This is a genomic window from Paenibacillus sp. sgz302114, from assembly GCF_056120345.1.
Genome location: NZ_JBVYOI010000005.1, coordinates 346,423 through 359,285 on the forward strand (window position 1 = coordinate 346,423; position 12,863 = coordinate 359,285).

Here is a 12,863-nt window from a genome sequence, read left to right on the forward strand (position 1 = left end):
GGAGAAGTATGGGCGCAACGTTTGATATCAGCTATGTGTTCCAGTTTATCCCGAAGCTGCTGCACACGCTTGGCACAACGCTCTTCATCGTATTCGGGGCGATGCTGCTAGGACTACTATTCGGATTTATCGCTGCATTGCCAAGGCTTTATAAGGTGCCGGTATTACAGCGGATATCACAGGTGTACGCGTCCTTCTTCCGAGGGACGCCAATCCTCATTCAGCTCTTCCTGTTCTATTACGGACTGCCTGAAGTGTTAAAGCTGATCGGTCTTGATCTTAGTAAAGCGCCGGTGCTCTTCTTCGTCATACTGACCTACGGGCTGCACATCGGCTCTTACGTCTCGGAGACGATTCGTTCGGCGGTCACTTCGGTGGACCGGGGGCAGGTTGAAGCTGCTTATGCAATCGGCATGACAGGTTATCAAGCCTTTACCCGTATCGTTATGCCGCAAGCGCTCGCGATTGCGGTGCCGGTGCTATCGAATGTGCTGATTGGGCTGCTTAAGGATACGTCGCTCGCATTTACGCTCGGCGTCATGGAGTTGACAGGGAAGTCGCAGACGCTCGCTTCTGTGACGAGGCATTTTATCGAGAGCTATATCGCACTCGCATTTGTTTATCTCATCATCAGCATTATTCTGGAGCGGCTGCTGCTTGTGGCAGAGCGCAGGCTGCTGCGGCATGAGAAACGGGAAGAAGCGGCTGATTATAGCGCGTTTCACCGTAAAATTCGGCTGCCGCTGCGCTTTCGGCTGCGCAGCATTCGTTTGAGAGAGGAGGCGCAGAAGCCATGAAGCTGGATCCTGCATTTATATGGACGGCGCTCGTTCAGCTGCTGTCCGCCATTCCTACGACATTGCTCATTACAGCCGTATCCGTGCTTTGCGGCTTTATCATCGGAACGGCAGTTGCGTTAATTCGCATCTATAAAGTGCCTGTGCTCTATCCGATCGCGGTCTCCTATGTAACATTCATTCGCGGCACACCGATGCTGACGCATCTGCTCATTATTTATTTCGGCCTTCCGATGATCGTTGATGGACTGTGTGAGCAGTTTGGGATTGGCTTTCGGTCTGCTTCGATTCCGATGATTGATTTTGTCTTCCTCTCCTTCTCGATTACCGCAGGCGCATATATGTCGGAAGTGGTTCGTTCCGGCCTGCTCGTGGTCAATCGCGGACAGATCGAGGCTGCTTATTCCATCGGGATGACGACACCGCAAGCACTGCGGCGCATTGTTTTCCCGCAAGCGCTGGCTGCTAGCGTGCCGAACCTCGCTAACTCCGTCATTGGCATGCTGCATGCGTCTACGCTTGCTTTTACCGTATCGGTCGTGGATATCAATGCCAAGGCGCAGATCGTCGCATCGACGAACTGGAAATTTTTCGAGGCTTACTTGGCCGCAGCGATATTGTTCTGGGGCATGACCGTACTGATCGAGCGGTTCGCCGCTATTCTTGAGAAACGCATCAATCTGTACAACCGAGGTGGGGTCGCATGATTAAGCTGACAGGTATAGCCAAGTCGTTTGGCAAGCAGCAGGTGCTGAAAGGCATCGACCTGCAAGTGAATAAGGGCGAGGTTGTCGTCATTCTCGGTCCAAGCGGCTCGGGCAAAACGACCTTGCTGCGATGCATCAATTATCTGGAGCGGCCCAATGATGGGCACATCGCCATTGGCGACTTTGCAGTCGATTGCAAGCATGCTCATAAGCGTGAAATATACGAATTGCGTCAGAAAAGCGCGATGGTATTCCAGCATTATAACTTGTTCCGTCATAAGACTGCGCTTGAGAACGTGATGGAAGGTCTTGTCATCCTCCAGAAGGTTCCGAAGGAAGAAGCGCGCCGCCGCAGCATCGAGGTGCTGGAGAAGGTGGGACTCGGGAACAAGCTGGATGCGTATCCGAGCCAGCTGTCCGGCGGGCAGCAGCAGCGTGTAGGCATCGCCCGTGCGCTGGCTTTGAATCCGGAAGTCATTCTGTTCGACGAACCGACGTCCGCGCTCGATCCCGAGCTAGTCGGCGAGGTGCTGGCGGTTATCCGCAAAATCGCGTCAGAAGGCATTACGATGATTGTTGTTACGCATGAGATGAGCTTTGCAAGAGATGTCGCCAGCCATGTTGTGTTTATGGATGAAGGCATCATTGTGGAAGAAGGCACGCCGAAAGAGATTTTCCGCTTGCCTAAAGAAGAGAGAACGAAACAATTTTTGAAACGGATTATGCCAGAGCCGGCTTATTCCATCTAAATGAGCAGGAGGAATTTACAATGGCAATTAAATTAAGCATTTTAGACCAAACGATCGTTTATCCGGGCGAGACCGCGACAGCCGCCTTTCAGCATACAATTGCGCTGGCACAGCGCGCCGAAGAGATTGGTTATCACCGCTTCTGGGTTTCGGAGCATCATGATTCGGGATTTGTCGGTGGATCATCACCAGAGGTATTGATCTCCCATTTGTTAGCCAAGACGTCGAGTATTCGCGTCGGTTCGGGCGGCGTCATGCTGCAGCATTACAGTCCTTATAAAGTAGCGGAGAACTTCAATGTACTCTCAGCGCTGGCACCGGGTCGTGTTGATCTTGGCATCGGCCGCGCGCCAGGCGGACTTCCGCGTTCGACACAGGCGCTGCAGCGTGGCGTGAAGGATGCACCATCGTTAACGGAGAAGATCGAGGAGCTTGACGCGTTCATTCATGGCACGTTAGCGGAAGACCATCCGCTCTACGGATTGACTGCTTCGCCGAAGCCGGAGCTGCCTGCTGATCTGTACGTGCTCGGCACGAGTGTCGGCAGCGCTGAAATTGCCGCGAGCTTAGGGTTACCCTATGTATTCTCGCAATTTATTAATAGCGACGAGAAGGTTGCGCTTGAGGCGTTCGCGACATACCGGCAGCAATTCGATTATTCCGGAGGACGGGAGCCGCTGCCGATCTTTGCACTAGCTGCCATTGTGGCGGAGACAGACGAGGAAGCTATTGCGCTTGCTGGCGACCACTCGCAGGTGAAAATTCATTTGGAGAGCGGAAGAACGCTCACTGTCGGTACCGTGGAGCAAGCAGAAGAATATGGACGCCAGTCGAATGAGAAGTACCGCATTGAAATCACGAAGCCCGAAGTGACGAAGGGAAGCAAAGAAACGGTGCGGAATCGGTTGCTTGAATTGCAGCAAAAGTTTGGCGTCGACGAATTCATTGTGACGGCGGCAGTGCCTGATATCCAGAAGCGCATCCGGTCGTTCGAACTATTGAAGGAAGCTTTCGCAGAAGTGTCCGTTGCTGGCTGATTGGGAGGGAAATGGCATGAGTCTTGTGGTTGAAAACACGGCTTTAGCAGAGAGGCTTACTGCGGTGCGACGTCACCTGCATGCGAATCCTGAGCTGTCTCATGAGGAATTCGAGACGACAGCAGCTATTCGCGGCTGGCTGGAGGAAGCGGGAATCTCAGTTGCCGAAGGTTATGCACTGCGGACCGGGCTGATCGCTGAGATTGGCGGGCGGCATCCCGGACCGGTGGTTGCCATTCGTGCAGATATTGATGCACTCCCGATCGAGGAGGAAACGGGCTTGCCGTTCGCCTCGCGCTATCCCGGCAGGATGCATGCTTGCGGGCATGATTTCCATACCGCTGCAGCCATCGGCGCTGCGCTGCTCTTGAAGGAACGCGAGGATGAGCTGCGCGGGACGGTTCGCCTCTTGTATCAGCCCGCCGAGGAGAAGGCGAAAGGCGCGCAGCAGCTTATTGCCGCAGGTGCGCTGGAAGGCGTCAGCGCCATATTCGGCATGCATAACAAGCCGGATCTGCCGGTCGGCACCGTTGGCATTAAAGACGGTGCGATGATGGCGGCAGCCGATGGCTTCGTGATCGAAGTCGAAGGGCGCGGCTCTCATGCCGCCGTTCCGGAGGCAGGGCTCGATCCGATCGTTACGGCTGCGCATATCATTACGGCGTTGCAAACGGTCGTGAGCCGCAACGTCGGTCCGCTCGAGAGCGCCGTCATCAGCGTGACGAAGCTGAACAGCGGAACAGCGTGGAATGTCATTCCGCAGCTGGCTGTGCTTGAAGGTACGGTACGCTCATTCGGTGCAGAGGTGCGCGAACGCGTGCTGGCGCGATTCAATGAAGTGGTTGCTGGAATTGCCGCAGCGCTTGGAGCGAAGGCGCAGGTGCGCTGGATTGAAGGCCCGCCGCCAGTCGTGAATGACGCGGCGCTTGCGGAGCTTGGCGTAAGGGCTGCGCGGGAGGCAGGGCTTGATCCGATTGTGCCGGTGCCATCGCCGGCAGGGGAAGACTTTGCCTTTTATCAGCAAGAGGTGCCTGGATTGTTCGTCTTCATGGGCGTTAGTGGCAGCCAGGAGTGGCACCATCCGAAGTTTGATGTGAATGAAGAAGCTTTGCTGCCAAGCGCTCGGTTTCTTGCGAGCTTGGCGGAGCTGGCTTTGAATGAGATATAGCATGGCAATAGGAGGAAATGACAATGACACAAAACCAAATTGATACGCTTCTTCTTGATTATGCTTCGCTGCGTGACCAACTGGAGCAGGCAATTGCAGGCTTGAATGAAGATCAACTGAATTGGCAGGCGGCGCCTGGGGTATGGAGTGCGACGGAGGTGCTCTCGCATTTGGCGGACCATCATATCGTGGTAGGCTTCCGCATTCGCGAGATTTTGGCAGGATCTACTGCTCAGCTTCCAGCGTTCAACCAGGATGAGTGGGTCTCCTCGTCGAGGGCAAATGAAGGTACGTCACAGGATATTTTGGCATTCTACGGGGCGTATGTGGCTTATAACCTGCTGCTGCTGAAGCGGCTTAGTCCTTCCGAATGGGAGCGGACAGGCGTTAATTTCAAAGGCGAAACGGTATCGGTTCGTAATGTGATCTGGGGATTCATTAAACACGTGCATCTTCATATTGGTCAAATCGAGCGGATCGCATCCGCCTATGTTGTTGTTTAATTCCATTCAAAGATAGGTAGAGGAGGAATAAGAATGAGTAACCATTCGAAACAACTTAAGCTTGGCGCACTGCTTCACGGTGTAGGCGGCAATCCTGCAATGTGGCGGCACCCGGATACTCAAGGGGATGCGAGCGTTAACTTTGAACTCTATAAGAGCTGGGTGCAGAAGGCTGAAGCAGGCAAGCTGGACTTGATCTTTATTGCCGATGGCTTGTATATCAATGAGAAATCCATTCCTCACTTCTTGAACCGGTTCGAGCCGATCTCGCTCCTAAGCGCGCTGGCTTCGATCAGCAAAAATATTGGTCTTGTCGGGACTTTGTCGACGTCATACAGTGAGCCATTCACCGTTGCGCGCCAATTCGGTTCGCTTGACGTGCTGAGCGGCGGGCGTGCGGGCTGGAATGTCGTCACTTCCCCGCTCGAAGGCTCGGCGCTGAATTACAGCAAGAAGGAGCATCCGGAGCATGATTTGCGCTATCGCATCGCGACTGAATATTTGGAAGTGACGCGCGGCTTGTGGGATTCGTGGGAGGATGACGCATTCGTACGGGATAAAGAGTCAGGCGTCTTCTTCGATCCGGAGAAGCTGCACACGCTGAATCATGAAGGGGAGTTCTTCTCTGTCAAAGGACCGCTCAATATTGCCCGTTCGCGGCAGGGTCGACCTGTAATCTTCCAAGCGGGCGCTTCGGAAGTCGGCAAAAACTATGCAGCGAAAGAAGCAGATGCGATCTTCACTGGGCATGAGACGGTTGAGGATGCCATCGCATTCTATCAAGATATTAAATCGCGTGCTGTAGGCTTCGGTCGTTCGGCGGATGATGTGCTCGTCTTCCCTGGCATCGGACCAATTATCGGTGCGACGGAAGAGGAGGCGGAACGCAAATATCAAGAGGTTGCGAGCCTCATAACGATCGAAAATGCGCTCAACTACTTGGGCCGTTTCTTCGAGCATCATGATTTCTCCCAGTATCCGCTGGATGAGCCGTTCCCAGAGCTCGGCGATCTCGGCAAGAACAGCTTCCAGAGCGGTACGGACAAAATCAAGAAGGATGCGAAAGAGCGCGGCCTTACGCTCCGCCAAGTTGCGCTGCAAGCAGCGACGCCGCGCGGTAAGTTCATCGGCACGCCAGAGCAGGTGGCTGATCGGATCGAGGAATGGTTCGTGCGCGGTGCGGCAGATGGGTTCATGCTCGCTGAAGCGGTTCCGAATGGTCTTGTCGACTTTGTCGACCATGTTGTGCCACTGTTGCAGCAGCGCGGTTTGTTCCGCACAGAGTATGAAGCGGATACGCTTCGAGGCAATTTGGGGCTGCAGATTCCGGCGAATCGGTATGCGAAAAAGCAGGAGCAAGGGCAAGAGCAGACGGCTCAGCTTTAAGGCTCCGGGATTTGCCTCGCAAAAATTAAAAGGGCAGTTATTCGATTGAGGTCTGATGACCTCTCCCGAATAACTGCCCTATTTATTATTTACTTGCTACCATAACATCCTGAACTGCTTTATAGATCGTGTCGAACAGCTCTTCCAGGTTCTCTTCTTCGATGCAAGAGAACGCGACGCGCAGGTCTGACTGACCAAGCGCGATTGTGCCGATCTGATATTCGTCAAGCAGACGTGTGCGTACCGTCTCCGCGTCGACCGAGTTCAGCTTGAGGCACATGAAGTAGCCGGAGTTGAACGGATAGTAGGACCATACATCGCCGAAGCGGCCGCTGTCGAGCAAGTCTTTCACGCGGTTAGCGCGTGCTTTCATGATAGCGAATTTCTCTTCCTTCTGCGCTTCGAATTCAGGCGCTTGCAGTGCTTTAAGCACGAAGGTTTGCGACGGATGCGGACCGCTGGAGATCGTCGCGCGGATAATGCCGAGCGTCTTCTGTTCCAGTGCGCTAAGCACTGCGTCCGAAGGATCTGCATACGTAATGAAGCCTACGCGGAAGCCCCATACGTACTCTTCCTTCGTTGCGCCGTCGACCTTGATCGGCAGCACGCGAGGGTGCAGACCGGCTAATTGACCGAACAGCGATTCATGCATCGACCCTTCGAAGAAGAGACCGAAGTATGCATCGTCAGTGACGGCAACGACATTGATGCCAGCTTCAGCCGCATCATTCAATGCGGCTACGATTTCCCGGCCTTCTTCAGCGCCTGGCGTGTAGCCAGTCGGATTGTTCGGGAAGTTCAGCACGACAATCGCTTTGCCCTTGTCCTTCTGCGCAAGCAGAGCTTCGCGAAGACCTTGAGCGTTAAAGCGGTTCTCGCTGTTATATAGCGGGTATTCTACCATAACTGCGCCGCGGCGGATGCCGAAGGTAAGCTCGTAGTTCTCCCAGTTTTTATTCGGAATAATGACGGCGTCACCAGCATCTGCGAATAGATCCGCTACGATGCTAAGACCGTGTGTAAGTGCATTCGTTACGACAGGATTGCCGTAATTTTTATTCGCTAGCGACGGGTTCTCTTTCAGCATCTTGCTGCGCCATGCAGTCCGCAGCTCAGGCTTGCCTGCAGGCGGTGCATATTCATAGAGATCCTTCGGATTATAAGCGGAGAGTGTGTCTTGGATGACCTTCAAATGCATCGGCTGGCCATTCTCAATTGCGATTCCGATCGTTGCATTGTACTTCTTTGCCTTTGCTTTTGCTTCGGCCGATTGACTCAAAATGCCTACTTTCGGAAAATAGATCGCTTTACCGAGTGAGGACAACATGGCGAAAACATGGCTGTTCTCGCGCTCAATCGTAGCGTTCAATGCTTCAGCAAGTGGGTTCATGGACTTCAATTCATCCTTCCGACGATTCATTCTCATTACCTGGGTCCCATTGGAAACCGTTAGCTGATATTATAACACTTATTCGGAGTGGAAGACCATGTTATCTCATTATTTTTTACACTTTTTTCGGGAGTGTATGCATGGATGGTTTGGTACCAATATTGGCAAAGGAATCGCAGTATTGTATGATGACATCGACGAAGTTGTACAATGCAAGAGGAGGAAGCTGTAATGCTGCACAGTTCGCCGACATCCTTTATTTTGAAGCCCGCCTTAGCCAAAATCGTCTGCGAGCCCGGATGGAAGTGGCAGAAGCGTGAGAAGCCGCTGGCTAATTACGATCTGTTCTACGTATGGAGCGGCAGCGGCGAAGTCATATTAAACGGTACGCCTTACCAGGTCAGTAAAGGCAGCTGTTTCTTGTTCAGGCCTGGAGATCATACGAGCGCAACCCATAATCCGCAAAAGCCGCTTGTTCTAACCTATATTCATTTTGACGTAGGCGAGCAGGTGGAAATTGTACCCCAGTCGTATCGGATGTTGAACGAAACGGTAGATTTCGAGCATTTGCTCTCTCGTTATGTACGGCTGTTCCTCGTGAAGACGTATGCGGCCGAAGAGGAAGCGCAGTTGATTTTGAAGCAGCTCATGATCTACTTGCTGCGTGAGGATATGGAAAGTCCGATTGAGCGCAAAGGAAGCAACCAGCTGACCGAAGCGATTCATGAGGTGGCCAACTATATACGGCAAAATCCCGGCATTGTGCATCGCGTCGAGGATTTGGCGCTGCGGGCGCAGCTGTCGCCGAGGTATTTTTCCATCAAGTTTAAGGAAATGATCGGCACGTCCGTGCAAACGTATATGATTCGGACACGCATCGAACGGGCGCAGCATCTGCTTATGCATGCGGGAATGAATGTGACGGAGGTCGCCGACGCGCTTGGCTATCGGGATATTTTCTTCTTCAGCCGGCAGTTCAAGCAGTATACGGGCAAGAGTCCGTCGGAAATTCGATAGGCTATTGGAAAATAAAAAAAGCGGCAGGATCATGTAGAGATCCTGTCGCTTTGCTGCGTTTACTCAAGAAATTAGCATGCCCAGACGTTCGCCCATGCGAACCTTGAGACCTGTCCTCAAGTCCGGACGCGGGAGGAAGCTGTCGTCTTCGGTCAAGAGCACAACTGTGGAACCGAACTCGAAGTATGCGAGATCGTCGCCCTTTTCCATTTTTTCGCGGAGCGGGAGTACGTACTTGATGCTGCTGACGTTCATCGCGCCTACTTTGACAATCGCTGTCTCTGCATTCGAATGCCTCATATAAGTAATCAATCGCTCATTGCGGCTCAGCACCCGGCGCATATGCCGAAGGCCGAAATCGTTAACGGGATATACTTTCCCAAGCACATGCTCACGTTCAACGACCGTACCTGCAATTGGCGTATGTATACGATGGTAATCTGTCGGGCTCAAGTAGAGCACCATGTAGTAGCCGTTCTTGTAATTCTCCATGCGAGGCGAGCGGTTGAGCAGCTCCTCAATCGTGTAATCCTGGCCTTTTACATTAAGAATTGTGCCTTGCTCGATCGGTCCGCAGCCGGTAATGAGGGCATCAACCGGGCTTACGAGTGCAGCAGCGTCCTGATCTATCGTTCGTGCGCCAGGCTTCAGCCGACGCGTGAAAAACTCGTTTAAATTGCCATATTCATGCAGCTGCTTCTCGGCTTCCTCTATAGCAATCCCGTACATACGGGCAAATTTCGGGATGAAGCGCCGGCTAGCGGGCGACTGGGCAAATCGACCGGTTATTCGCGAAATCCATTTTCGAGAGCTAAGCTCGGTCATTGATCGGAGCAGCCATTTGGTCATGCCGGTAATTCACGTCCTCTCTAGGTTTACGGTGGAGCCTTGCGTCGTTGTCTGTGAACTAGTGTGACATATCGCGACTTAATTAGCAATAGAGTTCATTTCCAGTATGTTTATATGCACCCTGCTTGCGCGAATACTGACAATGAGGTGAAGATGATGGCGGGATTTGTACTTGTAGGTGCGTTGCTAGGGGCTGCGCTGCTCATATGGCTGAGAGGAAAGTCGGATGGAATCAAAATGCTGCTCGATGGCCTGGCGGTGCTGGCTTATCTGGGTTTCTTCGTTGTAGCTGCTACTAGTGTTGCGAGGACGATTTGGGATGATACGGTGTTTATGACGCAGGTACATGAGGTGCTGCAGAGTCCGATTTTTCTCGCGAGCGGGGCTTATTTAGGACCGTATGGCTTGGCCTTGCTGGTGCGGCAGCTGATGGACAGGAGAGGCTAGAACAGAAGGGGCAGTGGTGCAAGAAATACGGGCATTTCGCGCGGGTCCAAGCTCATCCTCTTAACGTATGCTACTTTAACAAGCTTAATCGGATGAGAGGCGGGCTTTATGGATGGCTAGACCGAGAATCGCTTTTGTAACGCCGGGCACGTTCCCGCTCCCTTCGCAGAACAGCAGCTCCGTAGAAAGAGTGGTGGAGAAGCTGGTTCCGCTGCTCGTTCCTCGCATCGAACCGTGCATTTATGGCAGAAGCAGCCGAGCGCTAGGGCGTAAGGGTAATCTGAGCGGTTCGGCGGTGGAGCGGTTTCCGGCTGCGAGTAAACGGCTTTATTTGAAGCGGGTCGGCCGCGCGCTGCTTCGGTTTCAGCCTGATCTGACGCAGGTGGAGAATCGGCCGCGTTATGTGTTGAAGCTTCGGCGGCTTGCGCCATCGGGGAAAATATGGCTCAATCTGCACTCTTCTACGTTTATACGTAAAGGGGTTATTAGTGAAGATGAGCTTGAGCGGAGCTTTCGCGCTGCAGATCGCGTTATCGTGAACAGCGAATACTTGCGTGAAGATGCGGCTGCGCGCGTACCGGCTTGCGCGCACAAGCTTCGGGTCGTGTATCCCGGTGTAGACACAGAGCGTTTCGTCTCGCAGCATACGCTGGAAGGTGCTCGGAGACGAATGCAGCTGCGTTCGGAGCGGGGCTGGGCTGGCCGCAGCGTTGTGCTTTTTATGGGCAGGTTGTTGTCGATCAAAGGGGTGCACCATCTGTTACAGCTTATGCCGCGGCTTATTGAGGAGCATCCATCAGTTCTTCTTGTTATTGTAGGCGGGGCTTTCTATGGGTCTCGTCGGACGACGGCTTATGTGAACGAGCTGCATCGGCTTGGCAGGAAGATGAAGGGATATGTGCAGTTCGTGCCTTATGTGCCTTATGGCGAGGTGCCGGGCTGGTTTCTCGGAGCAGATGTTGCTGTCGTGCCTTCCGGGAAGCGGGAGGCGTTCGGTCTCGTAAACGTGGAGGCGATGGCCTGCGGCTTGCCGGTCGTTGCCACACGAGCTGGCGGGATGAAGGAGATCATCGAGGACGGCGTGACCGGGTATCTCGTGGATCCCGATCAGGTTGTGCCGGAGATGAGAGCGCGTCTGCTGGAGCTGCTGCGGAGCGACAGGCTGCGGCATGAGATGGGGGTGCGCAGCCGAGAGCGGGTGGAGCAGCATTTTACGTGGCAGCATTCCGCAGCGCGGTGGCTGGAGCTGTTCGATGAGGCGCAGCTTGATGTGGGGATGAGAGAGAAGTAACGATAGCAAAATGAGCAAAGCGTTCGAAAACAGAAAAAAGTTACGGGGTAAATTGAGAATAAAGAAAAATTTGGTTGAAATTTGTCGCTGTACTAGGTAATATGGGAATTAATAGAAATGTATGTTTTTGAGATGGACGAAGCGGGAAGCACCTGCTTGCGGGCTGATTATTTGGCTTGCAGGCGGTGCTTTTTTGTTTGATTTTAGGAGATTTGGTGTGAAATTAACGTAATTTATATGCTACTTAGAGGAGACATGATGGATGAAACCTGTAAAAAATTTGATTATTGGATTTGCTTGTGTAGCAGTAATAAGCATGCCAGTTGCGGCTGAGGTTCAGCCTGCCGAAGTTGTCGCTGCAGGGAACGCAGGAATAACGGCTGCCACGTTCAACGATGTACCAAGCAATCACTGGGCGAAGGATGCGATTAAATACGTAGCTGAGAAGGGCTACATGGCAGGCTATGCTGGCCATGTGTTCCGTCCTTCCGGAACTATAACACGAGCTGAATTTGCGGCTGTCATTGTTCGTATATCGGGATTGAAGGCTGCGAAGTCCACCATGTTCGGTGATATCTCGAAACATTGGGCTTCTGGTGCGATCCAGAGTGCAGCTGCCGCAGGCATGTTGACTAATGGGGAGTATGGTTCGGCATTTCATCCGAACCAGGCCATTACTCGTTTGGAAATGGCACGGATGATCGCGAAGGCAGTAGCGAAGGTGCCTGCCTATGGGACGTATCTTAAAGCATTCAGCGGGTTGTACAACGCGGATCTGCCGCTGGTGGACTATCGCGAGATGAAGAAGGCGGACGTGCCTTATCTCGCAATGGCTTTCGGTAGCAGAATTATGACCGGCTATGCGGATGCTTCGTTTGGGTTAAACAAGAAAGCGACTCGCGCAGAAGCAGCTGCGATGTTCCAGACGTTAAGCAGCGTGAGAGAGAAGAAGCCGGAGAGCTATCAATATTTGAGAGAGCTGAAGGAAGTTGCAGAGACGGGGATGAATGCGGAGGCGGTGTCGAAGCTGATTCCTCAAGTGAACATCGTGAAGGACAAGCCAATCGTGATCGAGCATGCGAACTTTACGGCTAAGTTGAAGCGAGTGTACGTGGTTCCGATCAAGGGATCAACCAAGAGCATGTATGAGAGGAAGTATATTTGGGATCGGGCTATTTATCCGAAAGGGTATCTGGAGCAGGCTTCTGGATTTGCAGTTGCTGTTGCTGATGTTACTTTTAAGAAATCAGGGGATAGAACCTTGTACTCCCAAAATCTCTTCATGACACCGGCAGCAGCAATTTATTACCAGGAGCCGCATGAGCATTTCGGATTTGTCTTTCCTTACATGAAACCACTCTATGAGGTTGAGAAGGGAAAGACTGATGAAATTACATTGTATGGTTGTTACGGATCTGATGCGAGGTTCCATTTAGTCGCGTTTAATGCACACAATGCGATCTCTGGTGGTTGGCATGATGTATTGCAAGAACCTGTGGGAAAGTAGGTCGGTACATGTGAG

13 protein-coding genes are annotated in these 12,863 nt (G+C 52.8%); 11 read left to right on the forward strand and 2 right to left on the reverse strand.

The features are described 5' to 3' along the window. Positions 1 to 8: 8 nt before the first annotated feature. The 7 genes from AC0LWF_RS15965 to AC0LWF_RS15995 are packed head-to-tail and all read left to right on the forward strand — an operon-like array spanning position 9 to position 6,347. Positions 9 to 797 carry an amino acid ABC transporter permease gene (locus AC0LWF_RS15965; protein WP_474652523.1) on the forward strand — a complete coding sequence of 263 codons (789 nt, stop codon included), beginning with the start codon at positions 9 to 11 and terminating at the stop codon, positions 795 to 797. Beyond that, positions 794 to 1,504 carry an amino acid ABC transporter permease gene (locus AC0LWF_RS15970; RefSeq protein ID WP_474652524.1) on the forward strand — a complete coding sequence of 237 codons (711 nt, stop codon included), beginning with the start codon at positions 794 to 796 and terminating at the stop codon, positions 1,502 to 1,504. The genes AC0LWF_RS15965 and AC0LWF_RS15970 overlap by 4 nt, the downstream gene beginning before the upstream one ends. Beyond that, positions 1,501 to 2,253 (forward strand): amino acid ABC transporter ATP-binding protein, encoded by a 753-nt coding sequence (locus AC0LWF_RS15975; protein ID WP_474652525.1) that lies wholly within the window; start codon positions 1,501 to 1,503, stop codon positions 2,251 to 2,253. Before AC0LWF_RS15970 ends, AC0LWF_RS15975 begins: the two co-directional genes overlap by 4 nt. Before the next feature lie 20 nt (positions 2,254 to 2,273). Continuing rightward, a complete protein-coding gene (locus AC0LWF_RS15980) occupies positions 2,274 to 3,290 on the forward strand; it encodes an LLM class flavin-dependent oxidoreductase (RefSeq protein ID WP_474652526.1) in 1,017 nt (338 codons plus the stop codon). A gap of 16 nt (positions 3,291 to 3,306) precedes the next feature. After that, a complete protein-coding gene (locus AC0LWF_RS15985) occupies positions 3,307 to 4,458 on the forward strand; it encodes an amidohydrolase (protein ID WP_474652527.1) in 1,152 nt (383 codons plus the stop codon). A 23-nt stretch (positions 4,459 to 4,481) separates the two neighbouring features. Then, on the forward strand, positions 4,482 to 4,961 hold the full coding sequence (locus AC0LWF_RS15990; protein WP_474652528.1) for a DinB family protein: 480 nt from the start codon (positions 4,482 to 4,484) through the stop codon (positions 4,959 to 4,961). 33 nt (positions 4,962 to 4,994) lie between these two features. Further along, on the forward strand, positions 4,995 to 6,347 hold the full coding sequence (locus AC0LWF_RS15995; protein ID WP_474652529.1) for an LLM class flavin-dependent oxidoreductase: 1,353 nt from the start codon (positions 4,995 to 4,997) through the stop codon (positions 6,345 to 6,347). A gap of 85 nt (positions 6,348 to 6,432) precedes the next feature. Here AC0LWF_RS15995 and AC0LWF_RS16000 read toward each other — a convergent pair whose 3' ends face one another. Beyond that, positions 6,433 to 7,737 (reverse strand): aminotransferase class I/II-fold pyridoxal phosphate-dependent enzyme, encoded by a 1,305-nt coding sequence (locus AC0LWF_RS16000; protein WP_474652638.1) that lies wholly within the window; start codon positions 7,735 to 7,737, stop codon positions 6,433 to 6,435. A gap of 231 nt (positions 7,738 to 7,968) precedes the next feature. Here AC0LWF_RS16000 and AC0LWF_RS16005 point away from each other — a divergent pair, with 231 nt between their 5' ends. Further along, complete coding sequence (locus AC0LWF_RS16005; protein WP_474652530.1) at positions 7,969 to 8,754, forward strand: helix-turn-helix domain-containing protein; 786 nt, start codon at positions 7,969 to 7,971, stop codon at positions 8,752 to 8,754. Positions 8,755 to 8,817: 63 nt separating this feature from the next. On the opposite strand, the gene asd is transcribed toward AC0LWF_RS16005, so the two are convergent. Beyond that, positions 8,818 to 9,603, reverse strand: coding sequence for an archaetidylserine decarboxylase (gene asd / locus AC0LWF_RS16010; RefSeq protein WP_474652531.1), 786 nt, complete (start codon positions 9,601 to 9,603; stop codon positions 8,818 to 8,820). Between the two features lie 153 nt (positions 9,604 to 9,756). On the opposite strand from asd, the gene AC0LWF_RS16015 reads away from it, so the two are divergent. From AC0LWF_RS16015 to AC0LWF_RS16025, 3 genes are all read left to right on the forward strand, one after another. Next, on the forward strand, positions 9,757 to 10,050 hold the full coding sequence (locus AC0LWF_RS16015) for a hypothetical protein (RefSeq protein ID WP_474652532.1): 294 nt from the start codon (positions 9,757 to 9,759) through the stop codon (positions 10,048 to 10,050). A gap of 112 nt (positions 10,051 to 10,162) precedes the next feature. Further along, positions 10,163 to 11,341: a glycosyltransferase family 4 protein gene (locus AC0LWF_RS16020; RefSeq protein WP_474652533.1), complete on the forward strand. Its 1,179-nt coding sequence runs from the start codon at positions 10,163 to 10,165 to the stop codon at positions 11,339 to 11,341. A 262-nt stretch (positions 11,342 to 11,603) separates the two neighbouring features. Beyond that, on the forward strand, positions 11,604 to 12,848 hold the full coding sequence (locus AC0LWF_RS16025) for an S-layer homology domain-containing protein (protein WP_474652534.1): 1,245 nt from the start codon (positions 11,604 to 11,606) through the stop codon (positions 12,846 to 12,848). Positions 12,849 to 12,863: the final 15 nt, after the last annotated feature.